Origin of the sequence: Micromonospora sp. WMMA1363 (genome assembly GCF_030345795.1) — a bacterium.
Classification (GTDB): domain Bacteria; phylum Actinomycetota; class Actinomycetes; order Mycobacteriales; family Micromonosporaceae; genus Micromonospora.
Map to the genome: position 1 here is coordinate 4,250,720 of NZ_JAUALB010000001.1, position 15,629 is coordinate 4,266,348.

General features: G+C 70.0%; 11 protein-coding genes. 7 read left to right on the top strand and 4 right to left on the bottom strand.

The window, feature by feature from the left end; genetic code table 11:
• The first annotated feature begins 46 nt into the window (after positions 1–46).
• On the top strand, positions 47–2,305 hold the full coding sequence (locus QTQ03_RS19805; protein WP_502889789.1) for a transglycosylase domain-containing protein: 2,259 nt from the start codon (positions 47–49) through the stop codon (positions 2,303–2,305).
• A gap of 110 nt (positions 2,306–2,415) precedes the next feature.
• Positions 2,416–3,918 carry a glycosyltransferase family 87 protein gene (locus QTQ03_RS19810; RefSeq protein WP_289279345.1) on the top strand — a complete coding sequence of 501 codons (1,503 nt, stop codon included), beginning with the start codon at positions 2,416–2,418 and terminating at the stop codon, positions 3,916–3,918.
• 15 nt (positions 3,919–3,933) lie between these two features.
• Here the strand turns inward: QTQ03_RS19810 and QTQ03_RS19815 are convergent, their stop codons facing one another.
• Together QTQ03_RS19815 and QTQ03_RS19820 are read right to left on the bottom strand one after the other, a co-directional pair.
• Entirely contained in the window at positions 3,934–5,997 is a 2,064-nt protein-coding gene (locus QTQ03_RS19815; protein ID WP_289279346.1) for a hypothetical protein, read from the bottom strand.
• Complete coding sequence (locus tag QTQ03_RS19820; RefSeq protein WP_289279347.1) at positions 5,994–6,785, bottom strand: deoxyribonuclease IV; 792 nt, start codon at positions 6,783–6,785, stop codon at positions 5,994–5,996. The genes QTQ03_RS19815 and QTQ03_RS19820 overlap by 4 nt, the downstream gene beginning before the upstream one ends.
• Before the next feature lie 619 nt (positions 6,786–7,404).
• On the opposite strand from QTQ03_RS19820, the gene rpsF reads away from it, so the two are divergent.
• From rpsF to rplI, 4 genes are all read left to right on the top strand, one after another.
• Positions 7,405–7,695, top strand: coding sequence for a 30S ribosomal protein S6 (gene rpsF, locus QTQ03_RS19825; protein ID WP_091453967.1), 291 nt, complete (start codon positions 7,405–7,407; stop codon positions 7,693–7,695).
• 100 nt (positions 7,696–7,795) lie between these two features.
• The gene (locus QTQ03_RS19830) at positions 7,796–8,305 is read left to right on the top strand and encodes a single-stranded DNA-binding protein (protein ID WP_289279348.1); all 510 of its coding nucleotides are present in this window, start codon (positions 7,796–7,798) and stop codon (positions 8,303–8,305) included.
• Positions 8,306–8,346: 41 nt separating this feature from the next.
• Entirely contained in the window at positions 8,347–8,586 is a 240-nt protein-coding gene (gene rpsR / locus QTQ03_RS19835) for a 30S ribosomal protein S18 (protein ID WP_007073789.1), read from the top strand.
• Positions 8,587–8,600: 14 nt separating this feature from the next.
• Positions 8,601–9,047, top strand: coding sequence for a 50S ribosomal protein L9 (gene rplI, locus QTQ03_RS19840; protein WP_289279349.1), 447 nt, complete (start codon positions 8,601–8,603; stop codon positions 9,045–9,047).
• Positions 9,048–9,121: 74 nt separating this feature from the next.
• Here rplI and QTQ03_RS19845 read toward each other — a convergent pair whose 3' ends face one another.
• Positions 9,122–10,645 carry a chromosomal replication initiator protein DnaA gene (locus QTQ03_RS19845; protein WP_289279350.1) on the bottom strand — a complete coding sequence of 508 codons (1,524 nt, stop codon included), beginning with the start codon at positions 10,643–10,645 and terminating at the stop codon, positions 9,122–9,124.
• 394 nt (positions 10,646–11,039) lie between these two features.
• Between QTQ03_RS19845 and QTQ03_RS19850 the strand changes: the two genes are divergently transcribed.
• Complete coding sequence (locus QTQ03_RS19850) at positions 11,040–15,131, top strand: replicative DNA helicase (protein ID WP_353890639.1); 4,092 nt, start codon at positions 11,040–11,042, stop codon at positions 15,129–15,131.
• Between the two features lie 109 nt (positions 15,132–15,240).
• On the opposite strand, the gene QTQ03_RS19855 is transcribed toward QTQ03_RS19850, so the two are convergent.
• Positions 15,241–15,615 carry a TFIIB-type zinc ribbon-containing protein gene (locus QTQ03_RS19855; protein WP_289279352.1) on the bottom strand — a complete coding sequence of 125 codons (375 nt, stop codon included), beginning with the start codon at positions 15,613–15,615 and terminating at the stop codon, positions 15,241–15,243.
• Between the last annotated feature and the right edge of the window lie 14 nt (positions 15,616–15,629).

Below are 15,629 nucleotides of genomic sequence, written 5' to 3' on the forward strand. Positions count from 1 at the left end.
TGATCCGAACGCCGTCGCCCGGGCGAAGAAACGTAAACGGGCGAACATGCTGATCGCCGCGTTCGCGGTGTTCATCATGCTCACCGGCCTCGGCGTGGTGAGCTTCACCTACTACTCCACCAACGTGGTCCTTCCCGAGGACACCACGCCGCCGCAAGCGACCGAGCTGTACGCGTTCGACAACAAGACACTGATCGCGAAGCTCGGCACCGAGAACCGCACCCTCGTCACGATCGATCAGATCCCGCAGCACGTGCAGGACGCGGTTGCCGCCGCTGAGGACCGGAACTTCTACCGCCACTCCGGGGTGGACTACAAGGGCATCGTCCGGGCCGCGTGGAACAACCTCACCGGCGGCGACAAGCAGGGCGCCTCGACAATCACCCAGCAGTACGCCCGCAACGCGTACGACAACCTGAACGACGACACGTACGCGCGGAAGGTGAAGGAGGCGATCCTCGCCTCGAAGCTGACCGAGCGCTACGACAAACCGACGATCATGCAGCACTACCTGAACGTGATCTACTTCGGCCGGGGCGCGTACGGCATCGAGGCGGCGGCGAAGACGTACTTCGGCAGGTCCGCCAAGGACCTGACCGTCGCCGAGGGCGCTGTGCTCGCGGCCCTGATCAAGCAGCCGGTGGCCAGCGCCACCCACAAGGGGTACGACCCGGCGGTCAACCCGGAGGAGGCCAAGCAGCGCTGGAACTACGTCGTTCAGGGTATGGTCCAGGAGGGTTGGCTGAACGCCGCCGGCCGCGAAACGGCTCCGACAGCGGCGGACTACCCGAAGGATTGCCCGAAGGGGAAGAGTGCTGGATGCCTCAGGGCTCCCAACTCGGCCGGCGCCGGGCTGGACTACGGCATCAACACGCCCTACGGCAACGTGATCAACTATGTCAAGACGGAGCTGCGGGACAAGGGGGTCTGCGTAGACCGCGAGGAGGAGGTCACCGCCAGCAAGCCCACCTGCTCCGACGCTCTGATGTCCGGCGGGTACCGGATCCAGACCACGATCGACACCAAGATCCAGGCGGCGGCGGTGGCGACCGCGCAGCGGAAGAGTGCGGACTCGAAGCTGGCCGGCCAGCCGAAGAACCTGATGGCGGCCATGGTGGCGATCGAGCCGAAGACCGGCCGGGTCCGCGCCTACTACGGCGGCGACAACGGCACCGGCACCGACTACGCGGGCAAGAACACCGACAGCCAGGGGAACCTGATCGGTGGCCATGCGCCGGGCTCGACCTTCAAGATCTACAGCCTGGCGGCGGCGCTCGAGAAGCAGAAGGCGCTCGAGTCGCGCTGGAAAGGCCGGGCCTTCACCCCGAAGGGTACCGAGTTCAAGGTCAGCAACGCCGGCACCGACAACCCGTCCTGCGGCAACTCCTGCACCTTGCGCGAGTCGACGCTGAAGTCGCTGAACGTGCCGTTCTACCACGTCAGCGAGGACATCGGCCCCGACAAGATCGTCGACGTGGCCAAGCGGGCCGGCATCACCACCATGTGGAACACCAACCCGGCCGAGCCGCACGACCTGACCGCGACGGACGCGGACAAGCTGGCGCCGGAGACCTTCTTCCACGTGGTCGCCTACGGCCAGTACCCGGTCACGGTACTGGACCACGCCAACGGGGTGGCGACCTTCGCTAACGAGGGTCGGTACGTCAAGGCCCACTTCCTCTACCAGGTGCAGAAGCGGAACCAACAGACCGGCAAGTGGGAGAAGGTCGTCGACGAGGGCAACGTCAAGGGCAAGCAGGTCATCGACAAGGAGGTCGTCGCCGACGTCACCAGCGTCCTCAAGGAGTATCCGGGCCGGGTCAACCACCGGTTGGAGAACGGCCGACAGGCGGCCGCCAAGACCGGTACCTGGGAACTCGAGCCGGGAAGTACGGAGAACGGCGACGCGTGGATGATCGGCTACACGCCGCAGCTCGCTACCGCCGTCTGGGTTGGCAACGTCAAGGACCGCGAGGCCCTGCGGACGAAGGACAACCGGCGAATCAGCGGTTCCGGTCTCCCCGGCGACATCTGGGAGACATTCATGGAGAAGGCGCTGAAGGGCAAGGAGAAGTTGACCTTTCCGCCGGCCGCCAACATCGGCGACCCGGACTCCGGCAATGGCGAGGCGCCGCCGCCTCCGGAGCCGCCACAGCAGCCGAACTGCGGTCCGTTCGACCTGTTCTGCCCGCCGGGTGGCGGAAACAACGGCAACAACGGCGGCGGCAGCCCGAACGATCCACGCCCGCAGAACGGCGTCGACCGGGACACGGCGTTACCGCCCCTGACACTCCGCCGGGACTGACCCGCCGACGTCGCCGGTGAGCGCCGCTCCGCTCACGGCGACGTCTTCGCAGACGAGATCTCGTCGCGGGGTGGGACGCGGCGCCCCGAAGTGCGGCAGGATGCACCCTCATGAGCACACAGTCGACGCGCGGCATCGACGACGCCGGTGCCCCGGACCACCCGTCCCGCTCCGACGGCTTCGTCCGGGGCATCTCCGGCGTGATCGGCGGCCCGCTGGGCGACCACGCCGCCGTGCTGGACCGGCCGGTCGGACGGGACCGCCGGTTCTGGACCGCGGCCCGGATCGTCCTGGCCCTGGTGTGCCTGACCCTGGCCCTGCACTGGGTGCAGAAGTCGCCCTGCCAGGACGGCGCCTGGACGGAAAACGTCCAGTACAACCGTTTCTGCTACACCGACGTGCTGGCCCTCTACTACGCCGAGGGGCTCAACGAGGGCAAGGTGCCCTACCGGGACCACCCGGTCGAGTACCCGGTCCTCACCGGCTACTTCATGGGTGCCCTCGGCCTGCCGGTGCACGCGCTCGGCGCGAACGACCCGGGCCTCAACCAGGGCATGTGGTTCTACAACCTGAATGTCCTGGTGCTCGGCGCGCTGGCGGTGGCCACGGTGGCCGTCCTTCTCGCACTGCGCCGTCGCCGCCCGTGGGACGCGGCGCTCTTCGCGCTCGCGCCCGCACTGCTGCTCACCGCCACCGTGAACTGGGACCTCCTCGCCATCGGTCTCGCCGCCTTCGGTCTGCTCGCCTGGGCCCGCCGCCGGCCCGCCCTGGCCGGCCTGCTGCTCGGCCTCGGCGGGGCGGCGAAGCTCTGGCCACTGTTCCTCTTCTGGCCCATCCTGCTGCTGGCGCTCCGGGCCAGCCGGGTTCGGGCCGCGCTGACCGCGATCGGGGCGGGCGCCGCCGCGCTGCTCGTGGTGAATCTGCCCACCGCGCTGCTCTACCCGACGAACTGGGGGCGGTTCCTCGAGCTCAACACCGAACGGCCGATCGACTGGGGCACCCTCTGGTACATCGGCCGCTACCTCGACGGCAAGGTCGGCGGAGCGGGCACACTCGGCCCGTTCGAATGGCTCAACGTCAACATCCCGGCGCTGAACAACCTTTCGTACGCGTTGTTTCTGCTGGCCTGCGTCGGGATCGCCGCGCTCGCGTTGAAAGCGCCGCGCCGGCCGCGCCTCGCCCAGCTCGCGTTCCTGGTGGTCGCCGCGTTCCTGATCTTCAGCAAGGTCTGGTCGCAGCAGTTCGTGCTCTGGCTGCTGCCGTTGGCGGTGCTCGCCCGGCCCAAGTGGGGCGCCTTCCTCGCCTGGCAGCTCGCCGAGGTTGGCTACTTCGCGGCCTTCTACGGCGAACTGCTCGGCACGTCGACCGGGCGGCCGGTCTTTCCCGAAGGCGTCTTCGTGCTGGCCGCGACGCTGCGGCTGACCACGGTGGTGATCCTTTGCTGGCTGGTCGTGCGGGAGATCCTTCGACCGGAGCGGGACGCGGTGCGGTCCACGTACGCGGACGACCCGGACGGTGGGGTCGTCGACGGCGCCCCGGACGCCACCTGGCTCCGCAGACGTGGCCCGTCCCGCGCGACCGCCGAGCCGTCCCCCGAGCCTGCCACCGGCTGACACTCGGGCGACCGTTCAGAGGCGGAAGACCACGACGTCGCCGATCTCTTCGCGGGTGATGCCGAGACCGTCGGTCGGCGCGTCGATACTGATCTCCCATGGTGTGCCGGCCACCTGGTCGCGCATGACCAGCACGTTGCGGACGCCGAGGGTGCGCAGGTACTCGACGGACGTCAGGTCGGGGAAGGCGATCGTGACCCGGCGGACGTCGTCCAGCAGGGTCGGGGTGAAGCCACTCCCGCCGTTGACGATGTCCTGGAAGTGGGTGGTGGACCAGAGCATCACCGGCTGGTCTTGGTTCTGGCCGCTGGGCAGCACCAGCAGCGGACCGTCCACGGTCCGCATCGCCGCTGGCTGTACCGGCACCACCGGATGGGGAGTGCGGTTCAGCCCCTCGACCGTCACCAGCAGCAGCGGCAGCAGCGTCGCGAGGCGCAGCCACGGGCTCGGCCAGGACGGGATCCGCTGGGCGGAGATCTCGCGGACCCGGGCGGCGAAGGCGCTCACCGCGCCGGCGGCGAGCAGGCCGAGCAGCAGCGTCGTCCAGAGCATCAACCGCCCGGGAGTGCGGAGCCCGTTCCACCCGGGCAGGTGCTCGAAGAGCGGCGCGTAGGTGAACCGGCCGCCGATGAACTCGGTGCCCATGGCGAGCACCATCGTGACCACCACCCCGGCGAGCAGCAGGAGCCGGTGCCGGAGCCGCCACACCGAGAAGAACAGGCCGCCCAGGGCGAGGGCGTAGAGCACATAGCCGGGCAGCAGGGTCATCTCCGTGTGCCACGGCAGGGTGGCTCGCGCCCCCTCGTGCAGGTCACCCCAGATCCGGGACTCGCCCGGCGCGGTGAGGAAGCCGGCCGCCGGTGGTGAGAAGAGCGCGATGTCGCCGAGCGTCCGCTCCGCCTGTGGGTGCAGCTCGGCGACCTTGAAGTACGGGACGGCCATCAGCGCGCCGACCCCGGCGAAGACCAGGCCGCCGACCAGGTCCGCGGCGAGCAGCCGGATCCCGAACGGGTGCTTCACGGGACGGACCACCCATCGCCGCAGGAACCAGGTAACGGTCGCGACCAACGCGATCCCGCCGAGGATATAGGCGAAGGGCAGCCCGATGCCGAACCCGAGGCTCAGCTGCCAGGCCGCCACCAACCAGCCGAGGAATGCCCAGTTCGCCTGGCGCCGCTCCGGGCGGTATCCGTGCCGCAGCGACCAACCGTGGCCGCGGGCCAGCATGGCCAGGGCCAGCGGGATCCCGCCGTTGGAGACGACGTGCAGGTGCCCCGCCTGGGCGAGCAGCCACGGCGCGTACGTGTAGCTCACCCCGGCCACGGCGGCACCGATCTTCCCCGCCCCCAGCTGCCGGGCCAGCACGTACGCCCCGAACGTGGCGAGTGCGTGCGCCAGCACGAACATGATGTTGTAACGGAGGACGGCGACCTCAGGCCCGGTGCCGATCATCCCGGCTGGCGCGTATCCGAGCAGGGTGTCGGAGAACGCGAAGCTCCACCGCTCCGGGAAGAACGCGTTGGACTGCCACAGCACCGCTGGGTTGGTCAGCAGCGCGTGGCCGGACCAGGCCATCTGCCAGGCCTGCAGGCTCGGATCCCAGTAGTCCTGCGGGAGTGTGTACCGCGGGTACCGCAGGGTGGGCCAGGTCATCAGCACGGCCAGCGCGAGTGAACCGACGATCGCGAGGGCCCACTCGTGCGCCAGCACCCGCCCGGCGGCGCGGGCCACGCGTCCGGCACGGGTCGGCACCGGCTCGGGGGCCGGCGCGAAGGAGGCGAACGGATCCGCTTCGTCCCCGCCGGTCACGGTAGCTCCAGTGTCCGCCACCGCAGTCTTGTCGGCAGCTCCAGTGTCCGCCACCGCCGCCTTGTCGGCCCCGGCCCTGTCGGTCGTGCGCTCGCCTCGGCCGGCCGGGTCGCCCGTCGGCCGGTCGCCGGCGGGGGTCTTCCTGGTCGCCGTGGGCATCGGATCCGCCGGGGCGGCTGTCGCCCCGGGGCTGGCCAGGGCGTCGCCGCTCAAGCCTCCGGGCGGGTCTGGGCGCAGTGGTACCGAGTCGCCGGACTCGTTGCCGGTCATGCGGACGGAGCCTTCGTGCCGAGCCGGTTCCGCAGGAAGGCGATGTCGGCGGCCTGGCCCTCCGCCCCGCCCGGGGTCTCCACGACCACCGGGGCGCCGGCGGCCCGGATGACCGCCACCACCAGCTCCGGGTCGATCGTGCCGCCGTCGAGGTTGTCGTGCCGGTCCTGGCCGGAGTCGAAGACTCCCTTGGAGTTGTTGGCGTGCACCAGATCGATCCGCCCGGTGATGGCCTTGACCCGGTCGACCAGGCCGAGCAGCTCCTCGCCACCGGCGTGGGCGTGACAGGTGTCCAGGCAGAAGCCAACCTCGTAATCCGCGACAGCGTCCCAGAGCTGGGCCAGCGCGTCGAGCCGTCGGGCGCAGGCGTTCCCGCCGCCGGCCGTGTTCTCGATCAGCACCGGCACGCCGAATCCACCCGACTCGGCCGCGTACGCGAAGGTCTTGCGCCAGTTGTCGAAGCCGACCGCGAGGTCGTCGCCCGCGTTGACGTGGCCACCGTGCACGATCAGCCCCCGGGCGCCGATGGCCGCGGCCGCCTGCGCGTGCGCGAGCAGCAGTTTTCGGCTGGGGATCCGGATCCGGTTGTTGAGCGTCGCCACGTTGATGACGTACGGCGCGTGCACGTAGCGGTCGACGTCGGCGCCGCGGAGCCGCTCCGCGTCCGCTCGGGGTTTCGGTGCCTTCCACCCCTGCGGGTCGGAGAGGAAGAACTGCACGGTCTCGGCCGTTCTGGCGGTCGCCTCCGCCAGTGGATCGGCCGAATCGACGTGGGCTCCGATACGCATGGAGGGGAGCCTACGTCGCGTCCCTGACGGCTTGGGTGACGGCGGTGGTGCCGACGCGCGTCACCGGACGGGGCGGGCGGTCGTTGAGGGAGTGGGACGGACAGACTGGCGGGTCTCCTGGCGAGCATGCTGAGCACGCCGCATGCCTGGAGGTCCCACGAGCGAGGGCACCCTGCCGCGCGGCCCGGCGTGGCAGGGTCAGCTCCAATACCCGACCAGCCCAAAAGAAGATTGTCTGAGATTTGGCGATTTTTCCACACAAGGCGCGAGACTCGGTATAACGTCGGGTAACAACATGATGAAGCTCCGCGGGGCGTCTCCGGTCCAACCTCATCGGTGTGGTCGTTCCTCCCCAGGTCCCACCCAAGGAATGTTGACGGGACGCCCCGCGGCCTCCGTCACGGGGGGCCGGCCATCGACATCGACGTCGAGGTCGGCCCCCCGTCGGCGTGCGTTCGGCGGGCCGTTCCACCACCCCGGGCATGATCGTCCGGACCGGGTATCCTGGCTCGGTTGTCCGCGTCCGGCCCGGGTCCCCCCGGTCCGGGCCGGGCCACGACGCACGACCTCCTGCCACGGAAGGACCGTGGCCGCTTAGCCCACAGGAGGTGAGCACGTCTTGCGTCATTACGAGATCATGGTGATCCTCGACTCCAGCCTCGAGGAGCGCACCGTCGCCCCGTCGCTCGACACGTACCTGAACGTGATCCGGACCGCGGGTGGCTCGGTGGAGAAGACCGACGTGTGGGGCCGCCGGCGCCTCGCGTACGAGATCAACAAGAAGACCGAGGGTATCTACGCCGTCATCGACCTGCAGGCGACGCCTGCTGCGGTGGCCGAGCTGGACCGTCAGCTGCGACTCAACGAGTCGGTGCTGCGCACCAAGGTCATCCGGCCGGAGATGCGCTAGTCGCATCCGTACCCGGCACCCCGGATCAGCCTCGTCGGTGTTGTCGGACGGTTTTGAGAGCCTGTCCGGCGAGACGATGAGTGCGCGAGGAGATGTGGTCATGGCAGGAGACACCACCATCACGGTCATCGGCAACCTGACCGACGACCCCGAGTTGCGATTCACCCCCTCCGGCGCGGCGGTCGCCAAGTTCCGGGTCGCCTCGACGCCCCGGTTCATGGACAAGGCGTCCGGCGAGTGGAAGGACGGCGAGCCGTTGTTCCTCTCGTGCACCGTCTGGCGGCAGGCCGCCGAGCACGTCGCGGAGTCGCTGCAGCGCGGCACCCGCGTGATCGTGTCCGGCCGACTGCGCCAGCGGTCCTACGAGACCCGCGAGGGTGAGAAGCGCACCGTCATCGAGTTGGAGGTCGACGAGATCGGCCCGTCGCTGCGCTACGCCACGGCGAAGGTGCAGAAGATGTCCCGCTCGGGTGGCGGCGGCTTCGGTGGCGGTGGCGGTGGCGGCCAGGGCGGCGGAGGTAACTTCGATGACCCCTGGGCGTCAGCCGCTCCGGCCCCCTCGCGCGGTGGTTCGGGTGGCGGAAACTTCGACGAGGAGCCCCCGTTCTGATGGCGCCGAGCGCCCGCGATCGCAAACCAGGAGCAAGAGCAATGGCCAAGGCTGCGGCACTTCGCAAGCCGAAGAAGAAGGTGAACCCGCTCGACAAGGACGGGATCACGTACATCGACTACAAGGACACCGCACTGCTGCGGAAGTTCATCTCCGACCGCGGCAAGATCCGCGCTCGGCGGGTGACCGGTGTGACCTCGCAGCAGCAGCGGCAGATCGCTCGTGCGGTCAAGAACGCCCGTGAGATGGCGCTCCTGCCGTACACCGCGACGGCCCGCTGAGAGGAGGCGCGGACATGAAGATCATCCTCACTCAGGAGGTGTCCGGCGTCGGAGCGCCGGGCGACATCGTGGAGGTCAAGGACGGCTACGGCCGTAACTACCTGCTGCCGCAGGGCTTCGCGATCGCTTGGACCAAGGGCGCGGAGAAGCAGGTCACGCTCATCAGGCGGGCCCGGTCGGCTCGTGAGATCCGTGACCTCGGCCACGCCAACGAGGTCAAGGGCCAGCTCGAGGGCCTGAAGGTCACCCTCAAGGCCCGCGCCGGCGACGGCGGCCGGCTCTTCGGCTCGGTCACCCCGGCCGAGGTCGTTGAGGCCGTCAAGGCCGCCGGTGGCCCGACGCTCGATCGTCGCCGGCTGGAGCTGCCCGGTCACATCAAGTCGATCGGCTCCCACCCGGTGCGGATCAAGCTGCACCCCGAGGTGACCGCCGCGTTCGACCTCAACGTCGTCCAGGGCTGACACCCATCTGCACCACGACAGGGCCCGCGCCGGCCGGCGCGGGCCCTGTCCGCTTCCGTCGCCAGAACCGCCGCTCAGCCGATTGGCTGGCCGGTGACCGCGCTGATCATCACCGTGGACAGCCCGCCGCCGACCACCGCTGCCGCCAGCGCCACGGTGGCCGCTCGCCAGGTTGTTCCCACCTGGCGGAGCAACAACGCCACGACGAGGCTGCTCGCCAGCGCCAGACCGAACCGCGGCATCGCCTCGACGAGTGAACCGAGCGCTCGGGACCGTGGCGAGTCGCACCCCCCGCCGCTGATGTCCGTGACACATCCGGCGGGCGCCGTGCCGTCCAGCGTCAACAGCCATACGAAGATCACCAATGCCGGCAGGAGATAACACGCCGCCGTGTAGAGCAGCGGGCGTAGTGGCCCACCCGGATTCGGATCGAGTAGGTCATCCTCGATACGACGCGACCAGAGGCCCGAATCCACCGTCTCGATCCGGCGCCGCACCGGCGCCGTGGCGGCGGAAGCGATTGGCGGAGGATCGTCGGTCCCCCGCCGGGACGCGGTGCGCGGGCGAGTAGCGGAGGACGCGACGACCGGCGAGCGGGGAGCCGACGGCGGCGGATCCACCCAGCGGGGGTCGTCGCCGGCGAGCCGGGTGCCCGACCAGAACGCCTCATCCCGGTCGCCCCGCGTCGACCACGACTGTTCCCTGGTGCCGCTGTCCGGGCGCGGCGTGTCCGTTCGGTTCCATTGCGGCTCGGCGTTCCGGTTCCACTGCCCGGTGCTGTCCGGCTGCCGCCACTGCCCGGTGTCGTCCGCCTGATCCCACCGGCCCGGGGTCTTCGCGCGTCCCCACCGGCCGACCTCGTCTGCGGGCTGCCACGCGTGCACGCCTGACGCGTCCCACGGATCCACCGCGGGACGGTGCGCGGACTCCTCCCGCCCGGCGGCCCGGCCCGCGTCCCGGTCCCACGGATCCACGGCGGGCGACGGGGTGGCCGCCTGGCGTCGCCGGCCGGGCCACTCCGACCGGGTCGGCTCCGACTCGGCAGACGTCTCCGTCTCCTCCAAACCCGACCAGACCACCTGCGGCGGGCGGGACGCCGCGCGCCTCGGGCGGCTCCGCGGACCGGCGTCGGAGACCGGATCGTCCTCCGCCCGTCGGCTGCCCACGTACCCCTGCTCCTGCGGGTGGTCGAAGGTCCACTCACGGGTGTGGTCCGAGTCGCTGGCGGCGCCGACCGCCGGAGTCTCGCGCCAGCTCGTCTCGGTGGCGTGGCGCCAACTGCTGGTCGTCTCCGTGGCCCGCCGATCCTCCGGCGAACGGGGATCGTCCGGCTCGTACCGGTCGTCGTCGTCCGGGGCGGCGTGCCGCCCGCCCCCGTCGGCGCGGTGGACGCCGGACTCCAGCGCCCAGCGCGGCAGGTAGGTGTCGACCGGCTCCGGCTGCCCGCGCTCGACCGCCCGTCGGCGGCTCGACGTGCGGTGGTCGCCGGTGCCGAACGCATACGGGGCGACCGGCGGCTCGGCGGACTCGTCCCGACGCGCGACCGACCGTCGACCGCGCGGACCATCCTCTCCGTGTCCCCAGTCCCGGTAACTCACGGCCGGAGCGTGACCCTTCTCAACCGATAGCGCAATCCGCTGTCCAGGTGTAGCCGATGCTGGAGATAGTACGGGACACCGGCGGCCGGAGTTTGGCCGGAATTCTCTCCTCCACAGGGTGGGGACGGCATCGTCCCAGCTCACCGCCGTATCGGCGGCGAATTCCCAACAGTTGTCCACAGCATGTGCACACCCTGCGCACATGCTTGTGCCCCGGCGTCCACAGGTTGTCCCGAGACTCGTCCACCGGGTGTGTTGAGTGGTTGACCTCGGGTTCCGTATGGTGGCCACCCGGCCCACCGCACGATGACCCCCCGATCGCACGGCAGGTCGGCGAGTTTTCAGACCTGGCGGTAGGGCTGGGTGAGGATCCGACGGCGTGGAGGGGGGAACCGTGTCGGTTACCGACGACACGCGGGCGGACCCGCGCTCCGGAGGGCCGCCATACCCGCCGGCCCGTGATGGCCAGTTCGAGAAGGCGCCGCCACAGGACATCGCAGCCGAGCAGTGCGTACTGGGCGGCATGCTGCTCTCCAAGGACGCCATTGCCGACGTCGTGGAGATCCTCAAGAGCAACGACTTCTACCGGCCGATCCACACCACCATCTTCGACACGATCCTGGAGATCTACGGTCGGGGCGAGCCGGCCGACTCGATCACCGTGGCGGCGGCCCTGGCCGACTCCGGCGATCTGGTCCGCATCGGCGGCGCACCTTACCTGCACACCCTGATCGCGAGCGTGCCCACCGCGGCGAACGCCGCCTACTACGCTCGCATCGTCAGCGAGCGTGCCGTGCTCCGTCGGCTGGTCGAGGCCGGCACCCGGATCGTCCAGCTCGGCTACGGCACCGCCGCCGGCGGCAGCCGGGACGTGGACGACGTCGTCGACCTCGCCCAGCAGGCCGTCTACGACGTCACCGAGCGACGGGTCAGCGAGGACTTCGCGGTCCTCGCCGATATGCTTCAGCCGACTCTCGACGAGATCGAGGCGGTGGGCGCCCAGGGTGGTGTGATGACCGGCGTGCCCACCGGCTTCACCGACCTCGACCGCCTGCTCAACGGCCTGCACCCCGGGCAGCTCATCATCGTGGCCGGCCGGCCTGGTCTGGGAAAGGCGCTCGCCCTCGACACCCCGCTGCCGACACCGGACGGCTGGACCACGATGGGTGAGGTCAAGGTCGGTGACCGGCTGCTCGCCGCCGACGGGCGCCCGACAACCGTCACAGCCGCCTTCGACGTCAGGCGCGGCCGGCCGTGCTACGAGGTGGAGTTCTCCGACGGCTCGGTGATCGTCGCCGACGCCGAGCACCTGTGGAAGACCACCACCCGGGCGAGTCGGCGACAGCCTGAGCGGCGACCCCGCCAGTACTGGTCCGAGTCGTCGCTGGTCCACGCGGCGCACGCCGCGGTGACCGCCGAGTCGGCCCGTCTGGTCACCGCGGCGCGGGCGCTGGCGCTGGTCGACCCCGACTTCCGCAACGTTCCTCATCCGGTCACCCGACAGGTCGGTGTGAGCGACCGGACCAACCGGCTGGTGACGCGGGCGGGAAAGACCAGGAACACGACCGCCCCCGGCTACCCGGCCGGGACGCTGCCGTCCGGTCTCCTCGCTCGGGCTGAGCGCCCGGGCGGCCCACCGACCCGGGTGCGCCACGACGGCGTCGTGACGACCGCCGAGATCGCGGCCACCCTGCGCGCCGGCATCGCGGACCAACGATTGAACCACGCGGTGGCGAACTGCCGCCCGCTCCAGCTGCCGGAACGAGACCTGGCGGTCCCGCCGTACACCCTCGGCGTATGGCTCGGCGCCGGCCACCCCGGCGCCAGCCGCTTCAGCACCGCGGACCTGGAGGTGCGGGAGCACGTCGAGCGGGACGGCTTCGTCGTCCAGGCCGACGGCCGGATGGTCTACACCGTCGCCCAGCCCGAGGTCGCGGCCTCGACGGACCGAACCTGCGTGGACTGCGGCTGGTCGACCCGCGCGCTCCGGGAGAGCCTGGCGGTCAAGCGGTGCGTGGGTTGCGGCGCGGTGAACGGCTCGTTGCTCACGCTGCTCAGCCGGATCGGCGTGACGAACGACAAGCACATTCCGCGGGACTACCTCCGCGCGTCCGAAGCGCAGCGGCGGGCCCTGCTGGCCGGCCTGATGGACACCGACGGCGCGGTGACCCCGGCGGGCCAGCTGCGGTACACGACGACCTCCCGTCGACTCGCCGAAGACGTACGCGAACTGCTGGTCGGTCTCGGCTATGGCTGCACCGTGGCCGCAACGCCCGTCGCGGATCACCCGTCGGCAGGTTCGACGGCGTACACCCTGAACTTCGCCGCGCTGGAGCCGGTCTTCCGCACGAGGCGCAAGCGGGTGGCACAGGCGGCCTGCCACCGTGACCCGTCGGACGTACAGACGGCGTCGCGGTTCGTCGTGGACGTCCGGCCGGCCCCCAGCGTGCCGGTGCGCTGTGTGACGGTCGACAACCCCGATCATCTCTATCTGGCCGGTCGGACGATGATCCCTACGCACAACAGCACGGCGAGCATGGACTTCGCCCGAAACGCAGCGATCCGGGCAGACCAGGCGGCGGCGATATTCTCGCTGGAAATGAGCAAGGTCGAGATCGTCATGCGGCTGCTCTCGGCCGAAGCCCGGGTGCCGCTGCACGTCCTGCGTAGCGGTCAGCTCTCCGACGACGACTGGACGAAGCTTGCCCGGTGCATGGGCGAGATCAGCGAGGCGCCGCTCTTCGTCGACGACACGCCGAGCATGAACCTCATGGAGATCCGCGCCAAGGCGCGTCGGCTCCGGCAGAAGCACGACCTGAAGCTCATCGTGGTCGACTACCTCCAGCTGATGACCTCGCCGAAGCGGACGGAGAGCCGGCAGCAGGAGGTGGCCGACCTGTCGCGTGGCCTCAAGCTTCTCGCCAAGGAGGTCGAGTGCCCGGTCATCGCGGTGAGCCAGCTGAACCGTGGGCCGGAGCAGCGCACCGACAAGCGACCCCAGTTGTCCGATCTGCGGGAGTCCGGTTGCCTGACGGCGGACACCCGGTTGATCCGCGCCGACGACAATTCAGAGGTGACACTCGGTGAGCTGCTGAGGGCCGACGCGAAGGACGTGCCCGTCTGGGCGCTCGACGAGAGCCTCCGCTACACCCCCCGGACCCTGACGCACGTGTTCCCGAGCGGGCATCGTGAGGTGTTCCGGATGACCCTCGCGTCAGGGAAACAGGTCGACGCGACATCGAACCACCCGTTTCTCACCGCTGCCGGCTGGGTGCCGCTCGCCGAGCTTCTTCCGGGTACGCGGCTCGCCACCCCTCGACACGTGCCGCCACCGCTCGCCGTCCGGTCGTGGGCCGAGCCGGAGGTCGTGCTCTTGGCGCACCTACTCGGGAACGGCTCGCTCGTAAGATGCCAACCGATCCGGTACGCCAGCCGCGACGAGTCGAACGTTGCAGCGGTCACGTCGGCGGCCAGGCACTTCGGCGTCACAGCGGTGCGTGATGGCAATGCGGCAGGCAGGGGCACGACCCTTCGGCTGCCGACCCCTGACCCGCCGGACCGCGGACCTCGCACCACAATCGCGGCGTGGCTGGACGCACTGGGACTCTTCGGGCTTTGCGCGCACGAGAAATTCGTACCCCAGCCGATCTTCGCTCTGCCCAAGGACCAGGTCACGCTCTTCCTGCGACATCTCTGGGCGACGGGCGGCGTCGTGGCCGCCGACAAGTCGGGTCGCGGTGGACGGATCCACTTCGCTTCGACGAGCCGAAGGATGCTCGAGGACATCTCCCGGCTGCTGCTCAGGTACGGCATCACTGCCCGGCTCCGGTGCGTTCCGACGGCAGACCACCGATCGCAGTACATCCTCGACATCGAGGGTCGGGACGACCAGCTCCGGTTCCTCCGCGAGATCGGCGTGCACGGGGAACGAGCGCGGGACCGCGTCGAGATGCTCACCACGTTGGAGGCTGTCGAGAACGACACGAAGGTCGACCCGGTGCCCCGCGAGGTGTGGGACCGGGTGCGGGAGATCCTTGCCGAAGACGGAATGAACCATCGGCAGTTCGCCGAGGCGACCGCCACTCGGTTCCGCGGCAGCACATCGTGGAAGCCCGCGCCGAGCCGTTCGCGGCTCGGGAAGATCGCGGCTGTTCTGGACGCTGCCGACCTGGACCTGCACGCCACCAACGACATCTTCTGGGACGAGGTCGTGTCGATCGAGTCGTTCGGCGAGCAGGACGTGTTCGACGCCACGGTGCTGGGGACCCACAACTTCATCGCCAACGGCATCGCCGCCCACAACTCCATCGAGCAGGACGCCGACGTCGTCCTGCTTCTCCACCGCGACGACTACTACGACAAGGAGTCTCCGCGAGCCGGCGAAGCGGACTTCATTGTTGCCAAGCACAGAAACGGGCCGACCGACACGGTCACCGTGGCCGCGCAGCTGCACCTCTCGCGCTTCGTGGATATGGCCATCGTGTAGCGGATGCGGCCTGCACCCGTCAGCCGAGCAGGGGACTGGGGACCAGCGCCTCGCACGGGCGTGAGGACGGGACACCTCGCTTCCCTTCCTCGCACCCGTACGGAAGCGGTCAGCCGAACATCTCGTCGAGGAAGCTCTTGCGCTTCTTACGCCGGTAGTGGCCGTGGTAGCCGTAGTGCTGCCCGTGGCCGCCATAGGCGGGGGCCGGCGGGTAGCCGTGCGCCGGCGGCGGCACCGTGCCGTAGCCGGGCTGGTGGGGAGCCGGGGCGGGCGGCGGTGGGTAACCGCCCTGCTGCTGGGCCGGCTGGGCCGGGGTGGGCATGGCGTGCTGGCGGTTCCAGTTGGCCTCCGCCTCGAACAGCTTCTCCAGTTCGCCGCGGTCGAGGAAGATCCCCCGACACTCGCCGCACTGGTCGATGACGACGCCGCTGCGCTCGTACTGGCGCATCTCTCCGTGACACTTGGGACAGGTCAGGCTCATCACCCGACGGTACCTGG

What these genes read in the sequence shown, in the direction of transcription:
- QTQ03_RS19815 (WP_289279346.1), bottom strand. Translation starts at nt 5,997, where the DNA reads ATGACCGGCAACGAGTCCGGCGACTCGGTACCACTGCGCCCAGACCCG.
- QTQ03_RS19820 (WP_289279347.1), bottom strand. Translation starts at nt 6,785, where the DNA reads ATGCGTATCGGAGCCCACGTCGATTCGGCCGATCCACTGGCGGAGGCG.
- QTQ03_RS19805 (WP_502889789.1), top strand. Translation starts at nt 47, where the DNA reads ATGCTGATCGCCGCGTTCGCGGTGTTCATCATGCTCACCGGCCTCGGC.
- QTQ03_RS19810 (WP_289279345.1), top strand. Translation starts at nt 2,416, where the DNA reads ATGAGCACACAGTCGACGCGCGGCATCGACGACGCCGGTGCCCCGGAC.
- rpsR (WP_007073789.1), top strand. Translation starts at nt 8,347, where the DNA reads ATGGCCAAGGCTGCGGCACTTCGCAAGCCGAAGAAGAAGGTGAACCCG.
- rplI (WP_289279349.1), top strand. Translation starts at nt 8,601, where the DNA reads ATGAAGATCATCCTCACTCAGGAGGTGTCCGGCGTCGGAGCGCCGGGC.
- QTQ03_RS19830 (WP_289279348.1), top strand. Translation starts at nt 7,796, where the DNA reads ATGGCAGGAGACACCACCATCACGGTCATCGGCAACCTGACCGACGAC.